12 protein-coding genes are annotated in these 16,047 nt (G+C 61.7%); 2 read left to right on the top strand and 10 right to left on the bottom strand.

Annotated elements, in window-relative coordinates:
• Positions 1 to 60 precede the first annotated feature (60 nt).
• Complete coding sequence (locus GVL52_RS25955) at positions 61 to 564, top strand: thermonuclease family protein (RefSeq protein ID WP_160012312.1); 504 nt, start codon at positions 61 to 63, stop codon at positions 562 to 564.
• Between the two features lie 36 nt (positions 565 to 600).
• Here GVL52_RS25955 and GVL52_RS30510 read toward each other — a convergent pair whose 3' ends face one another.
• From GVL52_RS30510 to GVL52_RS25910, 10 genes are all read right to left on the bottom strand, one after another.
• Entirely contained in the window at positions 601 to 774 is a 174-nt protein-coding gene (locus tag GVL52_RS30510; protein ID WP_174007836.1) for a hypothetical protein, read from the bottom strand.
• A 337-nt stretch (positions 775 to 1,111) separates the two neighbouring features.
• Positions 1,112 to 1,420: a DUF736 domain-containing protein gene (locus GVL52_RS25950; RefSeq protein WP_018326263.1), complete on the bottom strand. Its 309-nt coding sequence runs from the start codon at positions 1,418 to 1,420 to the stop codon at positions 1,112 to 1,114.
• 627 nt (positions 1,421 to 2,047) lie between these two features.
• A complete protein-coding gene (locus tag GVL52_RS25945) occupies positions 2,048 to 2,974 on the bottom strand; it encodes an ArdC family protein (protein WP_160012311.1) in 927 nt (308 codons plus the stop codon).
• Between the two features lie 275 nt (positions 2,975 to 3,249).
• Positions 3,250 to 3,837, bottom strand: coding sequence for a hypothetical protein (locus GVL52_RS25940; RefSeq protein ID WP_160012310.1), 588 nt, complete (start codon positions 3,835 to 3,837; stop codon positions 3,250 to 3,252).
• 382 nt (positions 3,838 to 4,219) lie between these two features.
• Positions 4,220 to 4,531: a hypothetical protein gene (locus tag GVL52_RS25935; protein WP_160012309.1), complete on the bottom strand. Its 312-nt coding sequence runs from the start codon at positions 4,529 to 4,531 to the stop codon at positions 4,220 to 4,222.
• Entirely contained in the window at positions 4,528 to 5,421 is an 894-nt protein-coding gene (locus GVL52_RS25930; protein ID WP_160012308.1) for a hypothetical protein, read from the bottom strand. The genes GVL52_RS25935 and GVL52_RS25930 overlap by 4 nt, the downstream gene beginning before the upstream one ends.
• A complete protein-coding gene (locus tag GVL52_RS25925; protein WP_160012307.1) occupies positions 5,418 to 7,175 on the bottom strand; it encodes a ParB/RepB/Spo0J family partition protein in 1,758 nt (585 codons plus the stop codon). The genes GVL52_RS25930 and GVL52_RS25925 overlap by 4 nt, the downstream gene beginning before the upstream one ends.
• A gap of 536 nt (positions 7,176 to 7,711) precedes the next feature.
• The gene (locus tag GVL52_RS25920; protein ID WP_160012306.1) at positions 7,712 to 12,820 is read right to left on the bottom strand and encodes a DEAD/DEAH box helicase family protein; all 5,109 of its coding nucleotides are present in this window, start codon (positions 12,818 to 12,820) and stop codon (positions 7,712 to 7,714) included.
• Between the two features lie 89 nt (positions 12,821 to 12,909).
• Positions 12,910 to 13,515, bottom strand: coding sequence for a DUF1419 domain-containing protein (locus GVL52_RS25915; RefSeq protein WP_160012305.1), 606 nt, complete (start codon positions 13,513 to 13,515; stop codon positions 12,910 to 12,912).
• A gap of 66 nt (positions 13,516 to 13,581) precedes the next feature.
• A complete protein-coding gene (locus tag GVL52_RS25910) occupies positions 13,582 to 14,619 on the bottom strand; it encodes a DUF3991 and toprim domain-containing protein (RefSeq protein WP_244619284.1) in 1,038 nt (345 codons plus the stop codon).
• Positions 14,620 to 14,840: 221 nt separating this feature from the next.
• On the opposite strand from GVL52_RS25910, the gene GVL52_RS30995 reads away from it, so the two are divergent.
• Complete coding sequence (locus GVL52_RS30995) at positions 14,841 to 15,173, top strand: hypothetical protein (RefSeq protein ID WP_244619288.1); 333 nt, start codon at positions 14,841 to 14,843, stop codon at positions 15,171 to 15,173.
• Positions 15,174 to 16,047 lie beyond the last annotated feature (874 nt).

Raw genomic sequence — 16,047 nt, 5'->3', positions numbered from 1 at the left:
AGCTTCACCGAAGAGCGATATGAAAACCATCTCTGACGGATCGAACTCAAATTGAGACCCATGGAATTGCAGCAGAATGACCATAGCCTTCGGCCAGAGGTCCGTTATCCCGTGAGAAAGATCATCGTCGCGATCGCAGTATCCGGCTGTGCGCTGGGCGCTCACATATTTGGGATCGTTCCAGTCGCCGAGGCTGCGAGCTTGGTCATCAGTCCGGAGACGACATACCGGAAATGTTTCGGTGGTGATCGCTTCGCCTGCGTCGTGGACGGAGATACTCTCTGGATTGAGGGCGCAAAAATCCGCATTGCCGATATCGACGCTCCCGAGATCAGCGAGCCGAAATGCGCAACGGAGCTGGCGCTGGGAAATAGAGCGACCGATCGCCTGATCGAACTGGTCAATCAGGGCTCCTTCAAGCTTCGCGCATGGCCCGGACGCGACGAAGACAAGTACGGTCGCAAGCTCCGCGTCCTCATCCGTGACGGCAGGAGCCTCGGTGATATCCTCGTATCGGAAGGCCTGGCCAGAACCTGGACGGGCCGTAGACAGCCCTGGTGCTGAAACCGGCCCACGATTGCTGGCCGTTGCACAACGCCGTTATCGGCGCCTGCTCCAATCTGTTTCAAAGGAGATCTCGATCTCGACGAAGAACGGGATCTTGATCGCGAGCTTCAGGCCGAGTTTGCCCTTGCGGAAAAAGTGGCCGATAACCTTGCCAAGGGAAGAAAGCTTGCGGCCTGTGGCGGCCAGGAATTGTGCGAGGCGTTGCATGGTCGTTTCTCCTTGTCGATTGCGGACATCGCAGGGATCGGCCGCAGGCCGGGACAAGGAGGGTTGCATCGGTACGGCCGCAGCGAAGCGGAGGACTTATCGACACCTGAATTTTGGCGCGCGAGGAGACGCGAAGCGGCGGGGAAAATTCTGATGGCGATGAGTTGCTGCCCGACGACCGGACCGCAAATGCCCGCTTGGTACGATCGCTCATTCTGAGCAGCTTCCCCGCTAACCGTATGCCACCAAAAAAGACGGACCTGGCTCGATGCCGGGTCCGTCTTTACTTCTCGGCAGAGGAGAAGGCTCCGCCGATGGCGGAGCCCCGTGATGTCAATCAGTCCCGGTTCGGGCGGGACCAGATGAGCTGGAGACCATCCTCGCCTTCAACTTCGGCAAGCGTTGCGTAGATCGGAGCCGGGAAGCTCGGATCGTCGAGCTTGACCGAGAGGTAGTCGCGGCCCTGTTCGGAGGTTTTCTGCCAGGCGGCGCCTAGCTCGACGCTCCCGGCGTAGACGCGAAACTGCGGGCCCTTGTCGGAGGGGTTCTCGACCCGGGCAATGCGGGCCTTGACGTTGAGGGCGAGCGTGCGGATGGAGCCGGTGAAGCCGTTTTCTGTGGAGGTGAATGTGCCGATGGTTGCCATTGTCGTATTCCTTTTCTCGTGTTCGGGCCGCGCCCATCGCGACCTCGATAGCTGTCAAAAGACCGGTGACGATCGGACCGCACCCAATAGGGCCGCAATGAAATGGAGGGCGGCAAGTCGCAGATTTGTTAGTGGGCGAGGAGGAAGGCGCAGCCTTCCGGGGTAAGAAATCTACGACTTGCCGTTGCGGGAAGACGATCGAGGCGCAGCCGGTCTCCGGTCAGACATGCCTCATCGAGCTCGCAGATGGGTTGCCGGAAACTCTGGCGTGAAGGGATATGGCAATGGTGTTCCGCCAAACTCGCCTGGGCACGAATGGCATCTTGCGCCATCCCCCGCTTCGACCGTCGCTGCTTGCTTCAGTCGGGGACACGCGCCTCTCATCATCGGCCCACCTTGCCCCACCTACCAGGTGCGATATCGTTGCGCGGATCGCAATCTGGAGGACCAATGCGTCAGTAGACCAAGCCGTTCATCATCGAGCGCAAGCCGTCCGGAAACCCAAACCCGACGCTCAAAAGCGGCCAATCTGGGGCAGGCGGGGATGAGGACATCGCACAAGGTCTCAAGGACGAACGGGATGATGATCACGCGGCCACCACTGTTGGTGACGACCGCACCTGAACGTCAGGCCGCAGCCTTCACATCCGCTGCTTCCGGCTGCAAGGAATGCAGGAAGCTCACGGCGCGCTGCGCATGGGCTGCCGCCTGGAAGATCGCCCGCTTGTCGTTGGCAAGAACCGATAGCCACGACTGCAGATAGGATGCATGATCCGGCCGCGGCTCGAGCTCAGGTGCGATGCCGAGATCGGCGCAGAGGAAGCAGCTACCGAGTTCGGCAATGAGTTCTTCGCGGGCGCGATCCGTCCGGTCCTTCGCATAGCGCGACAGGTCACGTCCGACGCGATGTGCAGCCGCCGTCCAGTGCGTCGCCTCATGGCTGACGACGGCCGCATATCCGGCTGCATCGCTGAACGCCTCGAAGGGCGGCATCTGGATGTGATCCATGATCGGCGAATAATAGGCCTGGTTGCCGCCGTGCCGGATGACCGCGCCGGTGTTGCGGAAGAAGAGATCGGCGCTCTCTATTCGCTCGACAGGATCCCGGACCTTGTCCGGCGGCGCATAATAGCTGTCAGGCAAACCCTCGATCTGCTCGATATTGAACACCGTATATGCCTTGAGGAACGGAATTTCTCGATCGACATCATTGCCGTTTCCATCGGCCACCGACTTGGTAAACCGGCTGGCGAAGACGACCGTCGAGCCCGTTTCGCCCTTCCGCACGGTGCCGCCCAGTTCAAGGGCCTGCTTGAAGGTCATCCACATCGAGGAGGAGAATCCCCGCGATACCTGCTCCGACCACAGGAGCAGCACGTTCATGCCGGAATAGGGGAGGCCATTGTGGCGCATCGGCCGGCTGATGCGACTATGCGTGTTGGCGGCGTTCCATGGTTTCATCCAGGGACGAACGCCCTGTTCGAGATCTTCAACGATCCGATCGGTGATCCGCGTATAGATGTCGATGCGGTCCGATTCTGCTTTCCTCGTCATGACTTCTTCTCCTTTTCTCAGGACCCCGCCTGTCGCGGTCCGTCACGAGGTCCGAAGTCAGGGGCCGATGGTGCGGCTATGCACCGGAACGGCCGCAACAGCGTGGAGGACGGCGAAGCCGTTGCATGGACACCCGGGTCCTGCAGGACCGCCGAGCGGGACGGGCCGCGACAGACGCGCACCCAGCTTTCATTTTGACATGAGACAAGGCCGGCGCCCGCAAGCGCCAGCCTCGAAACAAGAAGAAAGGGGCGGGGGAAACCCCGCCGTTCGTATTATCCGAAAGCGGCCAACTGAGCTTCGGCCGCCTTGCGGTCGAGCGATGCGCCCGGATTTTCGACCGGCCGGTCGAAGGGCTTCCAGATCTCGCCGATGACCTGTTCATAGGCCACCACTGCGCCCTCGGCTGCCATGCGCAGCGCGTGGGACTGGACACCCATGTCGGCCGCGAACTCCCGCTTGCGCTGGGCGGCACTATCGTATCCGACCGGACCGTCGAGGTCCTCATCGCGGGCGTCATTGGAGGCTTTGGCCGTTGCGTCGCGCGCCTCTGTGACGGCGCGGGAGTAGAATTGCCCGGCGCCATGCGCGGATCCGACAAAGGCCCCGACGATGCGCTGCAGATGGATCTGCATGGCCTTCTCGCCGAGGCCTTCGGACAGGCTTTCGGCGGTCTCGACGATCAGCCGCTCGTGAAGGCTGCGGATGCCTTCGCTGTCGACGACTGCCGTGCCGAAGCTTGTCGCGATCTTGGACGCCTGGGTGGCGTCGGGGCAGGAGAGGCGGACCATTTCGAGGGTGGTAGCGCGTCGAGATTGCGAGACCCGTGCGTTGGAGCGATTGGGGATAGAGGGCTTGGCCATGTCTGTTCCTTCCTTGGCTTCCGAAGCGGTTCCGGCCCGTGCCGGTCTGCCCTTCGATGCGGACGACCAGGAACCGGCAAGGGACGGGCGGCTTCACAGGTCCGATTCGGCTGAGCCAGCAGGGCAGGGTTGCGAGCCAGCAGGTCTTGCCTGAGCAGACCGCGAGCCTGCCCTCGCGCAGAGAGGCTGGATCGGCCGCCCCGCGGCGCGCAAGCGGCCTTGAAACGACCGGCCGCCGGTTCAGACCGCAGCGTACAAGAAGGGCAGTCCGCCACGGGTCCGATATCAATCCCAAGGCAAGCGACAGACATGGCCAAGCCCACCATGACGTTGACATCGCAGCCGGGCAGGACATCGCCAGGTCCTTTCGCCTCGGGTCCTCCTATATCGCCGGATGCAGCACAGGCTCGCGGTCGCGACGCTGGAACGCCCCGATGACCTGCTCCTGCATCGCCAGCCTGCAGGCGATCATGTCGAGTTCGACCCAGCGCTCGAAGGCAAGGCGGTCGACGATCTCCCTATGGTAGAGACGGGGATTGGGCCGGCACCGCGCGCGGCTCCGGACCTTCACTGTGGTCGCCTGTCTTCCGGCGCGCGCCGCAATCTGGCGAGTCAGACAATCGAGATGCCGCTGGGTCTCGCGCCGGGCGCCGATTGCTTTCGCCAGCGGCCTCAAGAGGCGGATGTCGATCATGACCCATCCCCCCGGTTTCGCCAGCCAAGGAAGGAGGAGGGGCCATCATATTTAGCGTGGCGAGCGAGATCGATGACGAAGCCGAACCGCCCCCGCACCGCATATTCGTCGCTTGCCACCAGAAAGCGGCGTTCTTCACCACCGCGGATATGGCCTCCGCCGATCTTCGCCACGACCTCCGTCATGCCGGGGCGCTGATCGGACAAGATTGCCGACATAACGATGTAGTCCGCTGCATAGCGTTGATCGAACACACGGCGATCCTTGGCCCAGCTCTCACCCTCGGCAAGCGAGCAACCGCGGATCGTCTCCCAGACGTCGGGCCAGGTATTACGGAAGGTCTTTTCTGCCATCGACCGCTCGTAGGCGGTGAACAGGTCCGGGAAACTGATCGCGACGATCGCCCATTCGCAGTCTTCCTCGTACCAGGGCATATCCTTGCGCAGCAGCGGATGGACCTTGGCATTGCGCTCTGTCGACAGATGGAAACCGCCATGCCCTGATGTCAGGTGAGCGACGACGCCCTCGGCATAGACAACCGCCCTCTGCGATCCGCCCCATGGTGTGCTTACCGACATGCGGGTTTGCACGCGGTTCAGCTTGGCCACATCGCGTTTGTGACCAGCAGTCTCGGCAACGCGCGCCCGGAACTCGGCCTCATCGGCAACCCGGCCGTCATGCCCGATGAATTCTGCCCGCGTCAGATCTGCGAGTGGCCGACGGATCGCACCGGCGCTTGCAACAAAAGCAAACCCGCTCGGTGATGTGACCATGGCAAGGACCAGGTCACCGATGCGGGCGACGGGCAGGCCGTCCGCGCTGGTGGCAAACTCCACCCCCGAAAGATCGGGGGTGGATGCTGCCATGTTCGAATTGAGGGCGGCAGTCATGCTGCAACCCTCTGATCGACGTCTTCGTCATGCACATCATGATCGGGCAGATCCGCATCCTCAGTTTCGCCTTCGACCACATCGTCGGTATTGTGTTCTGGCTGATCTACCGATGGATCATCGGTACGGCTTTCCCCTTCATCCTGGGGCGTGGCGCCGATGACACCCGTGGCTGCGCCTGCCCGGATCCACTCGAGCAACTCGTCGGCAGGCGGCGCGAAGCGGGCCGACGCATGCACGAAGTGTTCGCACGCGAAATGCTCGACGAGTGCGGCGCGGGTTTCGCGGACCTTCGGGCGCGGCTGGATCGATGCCTCAGCGCAAGAGGCTTCCAGTGCCTGGCGCGACAAGCACAAGAGGAAATCTTCCGAGCCCATGTTTGGCAGGAACGCGTCGGCGCCTATCGCCTCGCCGGCGATGCGCGCGACCATGCCGCTGTTCGACATGCCCCGCCGGCACGAGAGGACGTCGATCAGCACCGAGCGGGCGGCGACCCGAAGCGTATCCTGATCGAAGGCGAGCTTGCCATGCTCGTCAAACAAGCCCACGACATGGCGCGAAAAGCGCTTGCCGCCGTAGAAGGTGCCATCTGCGCCGGAGTCGACGCGGACATTCTGGCCGGCGAAGGCCAGGACCATCAGCGCCATCAGCATGTCATCCTCGATCGGCGCGCGACCGAGTGCATCGTGCAGGGCATCGGTCCTGAAGTCGCCTATCATGTCATGACCCTTCTGGGTCACATCGGGCCGGGCCTTGGGAGTAGTGATCGTGTCGCCATCATCACTACCGGCTGCGGATCCCTGGCCGCCAGTGCCGTTCGACTCCGTCGCCTCCGGCATGCGGTAATGCACCGTCTGGACCTTGCCGTCACGATCGAGGTAGAACGCCGTATGGTCGGACTTGGAAGGCTTGCCGTAAACTTGGGATCCCTTCTTCGGCAGTTCCGGCTGGCCCCAGCTGTTGACCTCGACGATCGCGCCGCGCTTCGGCAGGTTGTGCGTCATCCACTCGTGTTGAGCGCCGAGGAAGCCCTCGACATTGGTGGTGTAACGACCGTCCTGGTCGGCCGGCGCGAAGAGGTCCTCAACCCACTCAATCCCATAGGCTTGAGCCAGATCATCGCCGAAGCTCGCATCCTTGGCATACATGCGCTTCTTCGTGAGCGCATTGGCGATCTGCCACCATGGCGCCGTATCACCCTTCTTCGGCTTATGGGCCTTCCAGACTTCTTTCTGATCGACCTGACTGGCGGCAGCAATAATCCGCAACTGCTGCTCGGATGGCATATCGCCGAGCGCCATCTGTTCGAGCATGGCTGGAAGCACATTGGCAAGCAGGCGCAGCTTGCGGATCTGGCGGACGGGAAGAGCGAGAGCGACGGCGATCGCTTCCTCGGTCCAGCCGAGAGCGACAAGGCGCTCGATGCCACGCCATTGATCAACGGGGTTGAGAGCCTCGCGAACGCTGTTCTCGACCATGGAACGCATCGCGCCATTGTCGTTGGCTGCATCAACGACGAGGATTTCGATTTCTTCGAGACCGGCCGCGATGGCGAGACGCACCCGACGATGCCCGGCGTCGATAATGTAGCCGTTTCCACCATCGGTTTCCGGCGCGACCACGGGCGGCTGGACGATGCCGACGGCCTTGATCGTCGCTAGCATCAGCGCATCGGCCTGCGGCGACGACTTCGACTGGCGCATCCGGTCGGGGTTTTCCTTCAGAGCGCGTGGGTCAACCTTGATGATCTGCATAGGATTTGTCCTTGTCTAGAGGGTTCCGGACCGGCGCCTTGCCAGCCCTTCCTGTCTTCATTTTTCTCGAAGACACCTCCCGGACCGCCGAACGGCCGGACTGACGCAACTGCGGCCGAGCATCCCTGCTGCGAAGGACAAGCGGGGCTGACAGCCCTGCGAAGAACGAGTGGCCGGGATAGCGCAGGCAGCGGTTGAGCGTACGCGTCGGCAGGAGGACCGATCAGCGATCGGTTCATTCCTCCTCCTTCTCTTCCGTTTCTCTTTTGAAAACCCGGCGCGCGCTGCGGCCAGAACGGCAGGTAAAATCCTCGGCTGGAAACACAAACGCAAAAAGGGCGCTCGACCCGCGAGGGGAGCGCCCTTTTGCTGATCCCGGACGACATCGAAAGCCACCGCAATAGCGGCGGCAGGACATCATCTGAACGGGAAGTGATCCTCAGATATGGATGAGGTCGAGAAATTACAAGTCTCGACCCCATCATTGCAGCGACGGGGCTGGAGCCCGGCGCCTGGGCCAGGCTGGACTTGCGTTCTCATGCAGCAATCGGTTCCGCATCAGCGATAGCGGAGGCCGCCAGTTGCTCCTCGACGTCGCGAAGTTGCTTCCTTTTAGCGCCGAGCTCGTCGCCAAACTGGAATGTACCGCCGATGCGCGACTGGTACGACCCCAAGCGGCGCTCGGCCTCTTCGAGACGCCGACGATACTGACGCAGCTCTTCTTCGAAGCCATCAAGGCCATGCTCAAGTCGGGAAATGGCACCGAGCGGCGTGACCGTGATCGCCAGATCGACCTCGTACTCCGCACCGGTACGTTGAAGCAGCGTCTCATAGCGATAGCCATCACCCTTGCCGAGGCGCTCGCCCTCATAGACCAGATCGAAACCGCCGATCGTCGCCAGATGCACCTCACCTTCCTGCTGAAGCTGCAACAGCGTGAGGATCTCCTTCATCAAGGCCCGGCCAGCCTCCTTGCGCTCGGTGTGAAGCTGCCCGAGCACCGTCATACTGAAAGCATCGCCAGTGGTCGGCCTGAGACGCTGGATATCCTGACCAATCTCGCCGATGCGCCGGGTCGAGACCTCGATCTCGCGCTCGGCATCGCGCATCTGCCGGCGCACGGCGTACTGGTCGTCCTCATGGGCGGCACGCAGGCGTTCGAGCCGCGCGATGTCGGCCTCGAGTCCCGCTTTCTGCATCAAGCGCTCGTCGCCAGACGCGATGGCCTTCGCCATAGCGAACTGGTTCGCAGCGCCTTGGCCGACATCGTCCAGCCTGCGGATCGAGGTGTCGCCAGACAGCGCGGCGGCGATAAAGCGGGCCTTACGTTCATTGTTCTGCCACATGGAAGCATCGAGTGATCCCTCCGTGGCATAGGCGAAGATGTCGACCTCGTCATGCTGATTGCCCTGACGCACGATGCGACCCTCCCGCTGTTCGATCTGCGACGGCAGCCACGGCACATCGAGATGGTGGAGCGCTTTGAGCCTGAGCTGAGCATTGACGCCGGTGCCCATCGTCTCGGACGATCCGATCAGGAAACGGACCTTGCCGGCGCGGACATCGCCGAACAATCGCTGCTTGGCCTCGGTCTTCTTGTAATCCTGCATGAAGGCGATCTGCGACGCCGGCACGCCCTGCCGGATCAGCTCGTCGCGGATGAAGCGATAGGCCGAGAAGCCGCGGGACTTTTCGACATTGATCGTACCCAGGTCGGAAAAGATCATCTGTGCGGCGCCCGGCAGATCGAAGTCCTTGCCGTCGGGGCGGCGATAGACGGCCTCGCCGGTTTCCTTCCAGATTCGATGGGCATTGCGCACGAGCAGATTGAGCTTGTTATTCTCCTCGTTGTCGGCCGCCGGCATGACGAAGCGCAGGTCGATCGCCGCATGGCGGCCATCCGTGATAACCGACAGCAGGATGTCGTCGCCGGGCTTGGCCGGCCCCTCGCGCTGCTCGATCGCCTTGATCCTGCTGCCGAGGGTCTGCTGATAGGTCTTGAACAAAGCCGTCGGCTTGGCAGTCATGATCTGCCGCCGGCCGGTCGAGATGTTGGGCACCTTCACGTATTGCCGGAGATCCTCGGGCATCACCACATCGGCAAACGAGCGGAACATGGCGATCAGCTCCGGCACGTTGACAAAGGATGCGAAGCGGCTGACCGGCTTATATTTGCCGGATGGCTGGATCTCCAATTCCGTAGTTGTATCGCCGAAGCAGGATGCCCAGGCATCGAATTCGTGCAGCCCACGCTCGGCAAGCGCCGCATGACCGAGCAGGCGCTGGATGGAAAACATCTCGCCCAGCGTGTTCGTGATCGGCGTACCGGACGCCAGCACCAGCGCGCGGCCAGGGTTCTTCGTTTCGATGTAGCGAGACTTCACATAGAGATCCCAGGCCCGCTGCGATCCATTCGGATCGATGCCCTTCAGCGTCGACATATTGGTGGCGAAAGACAGCTTGCGGAATTCCTGCGCCTCGTCGATGACGATCTGGTCGATGCCGATTTCCGAAATAGTCAGCAGGTCATCCTTGCGGGTCGCCAAGCCTTCGAGCCGCTCCTGAAGACCTTCCTTTAGCCGCTCTAGGCGCTTGCGCGAGACGCGGTCCTCGCTATCGACCTTGGCGATCAGGTCCTCATAAAGCTGCAACTCATCCTGGATCATCTCGTGTTCGAAGGCCGAGGGCACGGCGATGAAGCGAAACGCCGAGTGAGTGATGATGATCGCATCCCACGTTGCAGTCGCCGCACGCGACAGAAACCGGGCGCGCTTGTCCTTGGTGAAATTGGTCTCGTCAGCGACGAGAATGCGGGCATTCGGATAAAGGCCTAAAAATTCGCGCGCCGCCTGCGCCAGGCAATGGCCGGGGACGACCAGCATGGCCTTGGCAATCAGCCCAAGCCGGCGCTGCTCCATGATGGCCGCCGCCATTGTCATCGTTTTGCCAGCGCCGACGGCATGGGCAAGATAGGTCGAGCCATCGGCAATGATCCGCCAAATCCCCCGTTTCTGGTGCCCATACAAAACAAAGGCGCCAGAGGCGCCAGGGAGTTCCAGGTGGGAGCCGTCGAATTTGCGTGGTGCGATGTTGTTGAAGCGGTCATTGTAGTCGCGGGCCAGCCGGTCGGTTCGATCCGGATCGGTCCAGACCCAGTCCTGAAAAGCCTGCTTGATCTTCTGGAGCTTGTCGCGGGCGGCTTCCGTATCGACAACATTGAGCACGCGGCGTTCGCCGTCGGCATCCTTGAAGACGTCGAAGATCTGAGGCACCCGGCTGTTGAGCGCATCGGCAAGCAGGTCGCCGGCGTGGCGGCGGCTCGTTCCCCATTCAGATGTGCCAGCAGCGCTGTAACCGAGCTGCCGTGCCTCCACCGTCCAGGACCCAAGCTCCGGCATGTGGTGGATGCGGATTTCCGCCTCCATCTTTTGCCTGACGAAGGCGACGATATCGGCGGCCGGGATCCACGGGGCGCCGAGGCGGGCTGTGATGTCGGATGGCCGGAGATCAGCCGGCTGGACCTCCTGGAGGGCGCGCACGTTGCGCTCATACCTCGGATCAAGCTCGGCCGCTGCCTGCGCGGCCGCAAGCTTTGTTCGGACGGCCCCTGAGAGATATCCGTCTGCCGTCTTCCACGATCCATCGGCCGGATCACGGAAGATGGCCTCGCCCAGCTCGTCGACCACATCAGCAGGATCGCTGTGCAGCAGCTCGGCGACATGGTCGATATCGACGTGGCCGCGTTCATTCAGCACGACGGCGAGTGCATCTGCAGGCGAGGTAATCGTCGGTGCGGCAGGCGGAGCAATCACGCGTTCGGAAAAAATCGGGCCGGTCTTCGCGGTGTCGGTCTCCAGATCGTAATCTTCGATTGAGGCGACCAGCCAGCAATCTGGGTCGTCGCGAAACGGCGCGAGGTTCGGTTGGCGATGAGTTTCCTTGACCTCGCCGGTCTCGATATCCTCTTGAACGGACACGGTCGTGTGGTTGATCGGCCCGAAATCGCGCACAAAACTCGACCAGGCGATGCGCAACCGCACCTGGAGATCGCGCCATGGCCGATCGGTTTCCTGCGCCTTCAGGACCTCGCGCACTGCGTCGCGGATCGGGATCAGCTTGCTGATGATCCGGACGTGCTTTTCCGGGACCCCATCGCCTGAGCGACCCTTGCGGACGGTGACCGGCACGGTCGATCCGTCGAGCATCTGCATCAGGCCCTTCGACCGGTCGAGGAAGAAGCTGCCCTCGCGAACAGTCCCGCCCTTCGGCTGCAGATCGACGATCTCGCCGAGTTCTTCCTCCAGATCAATATCGATCGGTGTCGGCTCGCCATTGTAGAGATCGGCCGGCAAGAGGTCGATGGCAGCGGCGAGGGCAGTTTCCAAATCCACTCCATCGCGTGGGCGGCATGTGTAGGTCTCGCCGAACGGGCCGGAGGTCAAGGCGTGTGTGCCGAGCACGAAGTCCGGATGCCGACCAAACCAGCGATTGACCCTGATGGCGCCTTCGTCGTCGGTGGCCGGCCTGATCTCATCGACATCGAGCCACAGCTGATTTCCCTCCGGCTCTCCGGGCTTCCGCTTGCGGAAGAACAGGATGTCGACGACGACATCCGTGCCGGCGTCACGGCGAAAGCTGCCTTCAGGTAGCCGCATCGCTGCGATCAGGTCGGCCGACTTGGCGATATGCTCGCGTGCCGTGGTATCGGCCTTGTCCATCGTACCATGCGATGTGACAAAGGCTGCGAGCGCGCCGGGCTTCAACAGGTCAATCGACCGGGCGATGAAATAGTCGTGCAAACGAAGGCCAAGCGACCGGTAAGCGCGGTCCGAGCGGACGGTGCGATCGGAGAAGGGGGGATTGCCGATGGCGAGATCGTAGATAGGAGCCAGATCCGTGCGGGCAAAGTCGCCATTGATGATCCGCGCCTTCGGCTGAAGCAGGCGGGCGATGCGGGCGGTGACCGGATCGAGTTCAATCCCGGTTATATAGGCGACGTCGCGATATGGCTCCGGCATCAGGGCCGGGAACAGCCCCGTGCCGATGCCAGGTTCCAGCACCCGGCCGCCGCGCCAGCCCAGTTTCTGGACCCCAGCCCAGATTGCCCTGATGATGAACTCCGGCGTGAAATGCGCATATTGGGTGCAGCGGGCAAGCGACGCGTAGTCGCTCTCGCAAACCGCGGTCTCGAGCGAAGAACCAATATCGTCCCAGCCCTGGCGGAAATCGACCTCGCCCGGCCGACGGAACATACCGTTGGCCAGTTCGCCGGCGCCGAAGCCCGTAAAGCGGATCAACTGCGCCTGTTCCTTTGGCGTCGCCGGCCGGTCCTGCTTGGCAATGCCGTCGGCGACGAGGATCGCCGCGACATTGGCGCGGGCGCGATCCTTCCAGGAGGCGGCCAGCTTGCGGTCACCGTCGAGATAGAAGTTTGCCCGAAGCCTCGCGTGCCGGACAGGCGTTTCAGCGACGGGGAGGGCGGGTGCAGGTGCTGGCGGCAGGGGATCCGGATCGTCGTCATTGGCGGCATCAGGCGAGAACTCGCCGAACGCTGTCACGCCAAGTCCGAGGCCGAAGCCGAAGCCGAAGCCGGACGAAAGCACGCTCGAGCCGAACATGTCTGATGTAAATGGATCGTTGCTCATGGGAAAGCTCCTTGAAATGAGGGCGTGCGCCATCGCTCGGCCACCGAGAAGACCGCTTTCGGCGCGGAGTTTGCGAATGATGATCTGGCTCAGGCGGCCAGGGCTGAGGGGAGGTGGCGTAGATGCACCGGCAGCTTGGCCGCGATCTCGTCGTCAGACAGGGTGTCGAGCAACTTCAGAAAGCTGCCTTCACTGCCACCGTAGAGCATCACCGTACGATGGCCTTGCATGGGCTTGGGCCAACGCGCACTGGCATAGCCTCGATAGTCGTTGGTGGTCGTGCTCCAGATATGCTCGAGCCGTTCTTCGCGGCTCATCGCCCGGACTGGTCGGGTTTCGCGGTCAACGATTGCGGTCCGCATCGTCTCGATCGAGTTCGGGTCCGCGAGATCGCAGTAGGTGTGAAAATAACGGACCGCTTCATCGATCCGGATCGCGTAAAACACCGATGTCACCGAACCGGTCATGAATTCCCGCATCGCAAAGATCGGCCCGCGCATCCAGAGCGGCGGCAGAATGTCCAGCATATAGGAGTAGGAGGTTTCATCGATCTCGAACCATTCGCCGGAATAGACGGCAGACTGATCGCCAGCAAAGCGGTCGGGGCGCATCGTGTGCCTGTCGAACATCCGGAACATGTCGGCGCGCTTGGCCACGCCCTGGAATATTTTGCGGGGAAGGGCTATCGAGGTCATCAGCTTGATCCTTTCGGGGGGTTTGGACCGAAGGCAGTACAAGTCGTTTCGACCTTGCCATTCCCTTCAGTCCTTCATGACCCCTTCCGCGCTGCCGGCCTCGTGTCCGGCCGGGTCAAGGGCCGGCGCATGCCGGGCGGAGCCTCCCTTGATGCGGCCGGCGCGCATGCGGCAGGCCTCGTTATTCCCTTCGGTCTTCCTTTCCCGTTTTTCTTTCTCCCTGTTTTTTAGAACCTCGTTCCAATCCTCCGCCGGCGGACGTAACCGCTGCCAGTCGCAGCCAGATGACTCGGCGAGCGCCCGCAATCGTTCTGCATAGAAATCCCCTTGGGAATTGGCATCCGTGGCGGCGACCAGTGTCAGCCCCGGCCGGACCGCAAGGTCGGCAAGCGCCTCATCAGTCGCCGGAGACCACCCACCGCCAGTGCTGAGATAGAGAGTTTGCTCGCGCGAGCCCTCGAGCGCTGCAAGGCTCATCGCGTCGATCGCGGCTTCTGTGACGCAAAGACGAGAGGCATCGCTTGGTCCGAAGCGGAAAAGAACCTTCAAGCCCCCGGTGGCAAAGCCACGCCAGTCGGGACCGCGCTCCTCCCAGCCGACGACGCGACCCTGGCTATCGACATGGGCCGCCCACATACTGCCGAAGGGTCCTTCCCGCAGGACACCCTTGCAAATGGCCTGCCGGGCGATGGCCGTCGGGATCCAGCGCGCCCTGCACAGATAGCGCCAGGCACCGGATCCGGGCGAAGGCGAGGGCCGGCTACGCCAACGCTCGCTAATGTCCATTACTGGCACTGAAGACCGCGAGGACCTCCATTCCGGCCGGGAGAGTTGATACCCGACAATTGACGCGACCGCTTCCATTGCGGACGGGAATGGAATTCCTTCCAGGAACATGGCAAGGCCGAATACATCGCCTTTCTCGTCGCTGAGCGGATCGAACCAGCCGCGCCCGTCATGCGTGACAATGACAATGCTGCCGCTACGCCGGTATTTGACGGCGCGTCGCGTGCTTTCCTTCAGATCGATTTCGTAACCGGCTCGTTCCAGCACGGCTTCGCAACTCACCTTGGCGCGCAGCGCCTCCAACTCTTCTCTCTTCATTGTTTTCCGATCACTTGTCGATCGCCCTTCTTTTCCAATCCGCATACCTGCGGCCATCCTCGTTTCCGCCGCGAAGAATGGAGGGGGCAAGGGCGCGGCAATCAAGGTGCAGATTTGCACCGGCCGCGGCGGAGCTTCCCTTGCGGCCGACAGGTCGCCAGCGGCATTTCTGAGTGGTGAGGGACATGCGGGTCTCAATGAGACCCGCGCGGAAAATATTCATGCACGATCTCAAGATCGTCTTCGTCATCGAGTTCGTCGGACGGAAGGACGCCGAATTCGTCCCCGGATTTGAACAGGGTGACGGGAACCATGAGGATGCGGGAAAGCGAAAATGCGTGGCTTTGGGCGAGTGCAAGATCCTGTGCCATGTGAGAAACCTCCGTCCGGAGCAGGCCGATCCCGCTCGATGGCTCCTCAAAGGACCAGGACCGGTCGCGATCACCGCGCAGGCGAAGACAAGCGGCGGCAGCTTGCTAGCCGACCCCGATAGTGGGTTGATCGAGGGAGATCCGGGCCTGGTCCAGGACGCCATCCATAAGGAGCGGGATTGATTTGCTTCGGCGGGAATTGAGGTATCCGGCAGAGATCGTTCACGGAAGCCAGCTCAGCATTTGTTGCCGAGCATCTGTCTGACCAGCCCACAAGTCAGCGACGGCCGGCTTTCTCCCGATCGGACAAGGCTTTGAGAACAGCGAAGTCCATCTCAGCGCGCGGTTCTATCCGGGCTATCTCGCTTGCGACTTTCGACCAGTGCCAGAACTCGTCGAGATCACCACTGGACCGGCTATGGAACGCACGGCGCTGTGCTTCGTAGTAGGACCCGGCTGGATCCGAACTTGCGAGAAGCCTGGCATCAGTCTGCCATCGCCGCCGTATTGCCCGGCGATGTGCGAGCCATCGTGTGAGGAAGCGGATCATCAATCTCTCGAGACCGGTGGCGACAGAGGCAAGTTACCACAAAATCCGATGACAGAGAGGTGGTATTATATAATGTATTTCAATAGCTTAGCAAAAATCAGATAATACATTTTATGGAACTACTGGCCACGGCGGGTCATTGCGCTGGTGTTGCTTTTTCTTGGTAATGGACTGCTTTGTCGCGTCCAACGGATAAGGCCGACCCAGATCCGCCCGAACGGCTTGCGCACGAGCGAGGTTTGGCCGCTGACCAGTCGACCATCCACCCTTCACGAACTTGCTTGGCCGATGGGGCCACCTCATCAGGGTATTGCCGTGTGGTGGCCCTGATCGTACGAATTTAAGGTCGATAGACGTCTCGACAGTTGAACTTCACGGTGAGCTAGGTCGCACACTCATAAACCAGGTTTGCAAATCGGTTTGATTTTGATTCACTGAAGCCTTGATTTGGAGGCCTCTGATGACCCGTCGCCGGTTTGATCTCACCGATTTCGAGTGGACTGTTAT

The organism is Rhizobium sp. 18055 (assembly GCF_902706285.1).
Classification (GTDB): Bacteria; Pseudomonadota; Alphaproteobacteria; order Rhizobiales; family Rhizobiaceae; genus Rhizobium.
This window is presented reverse-complemented; position numbering and strand designations above follow the sequence as displayed.

What these genes read in the sequence shown, in the direction of transcription:
- GVL52_RS25945 (WP_160012311.1), bottom strand. Translation starts at nt 2,974, where the DNA reads ATGACGAGGAAAGCAGAATCGGACCGCATCGACATCTATACGCGGATC.
- GVL52_RS25940 (WP_160012310.1), bottom strand. Translation starts at nt 3,837, where the DNA reads ATGGCCAAGCCCTCTATCCCCAATCGCTCCAACGCACGGGTCTCGCAA.
- GVL52_RS30510 (WP_174007836.1), bottom strand. Translation starts at nt 774, where the DNA reads ATGCAACGCCTCGCACAATTCCTGGCCGCCACAGGCCGCAAGCTTTCT.
- GVL52_RS25910 (WP_244619284.1), bottom strand. Translation starts at nt 14,619, where the DNA reads ATGAAGAGAGAAGAGTTGGAGGCGCTGCGCGCCAAGGTGAGTTGCGAA.
- GVL52_RS25950 (WP_018326263.1), bottom strand. Translation starts at nt 1,420, where the DNA reads ATGGCAACCATCGGCACATTCACCTCCACAGAAAACGGCTTCACCGGC.
- GVL52_RS25955 (WP_160012312.1), top strand. Translation starts at nt 61, where the DNA reads ATGGAATTGCAGCAGAATGACCATAGCCTTCGGCCAGAGGTCCGTTAT.
- GVL52_RS25920 (WP_160012306.1), bottom strand. Translation starts at nt 12,820, where the DNA reads ATGAGCAACGATCCATTTACATCAGACATGTTCGGCTCGAGCGTGCTT.
- GVL52_RS25915 (WP_160012305.1), bottom strand. Translation starts at nt 13,515, where the DNA reads ATGACCTCGATAGCCCTTCCCCGCAAAATATTCCAGGGCGTGGCCAAG.
- GVL52_RS25935 (WP_160012309.1), bottom strand. Translation starts at nt 4,531, where the DNA reads ATGATCGACATCCGCCTCTTGAGGCCGCTGGCGAAAGCAATCGGCGCC.
- GVL52_RS30995 (WP_244619288.1), top strand. Translation starts at nt 14,841, where the DNA reads ATGCACGATCTCAAGATCGTCTTCGTCATCGAGTTCGTCGGACGGAAG.
- GVL52_RS25930 (WP_160012308.1), bottom strand. Translation starts at nt 5,421, where the DNA reads ATGACTGCCGCCCTCAATTCGAACATGGCAGCATCCACCCCCGATCTT.
- GVL52_RS25925 (WP_160012307.1), bottom strand. Translation starts at nt 7,175, where the DNA reads ATGCAGATCATCAAGGTTGACCCACGCGCTCTGAAGGAAAACCCCGAC.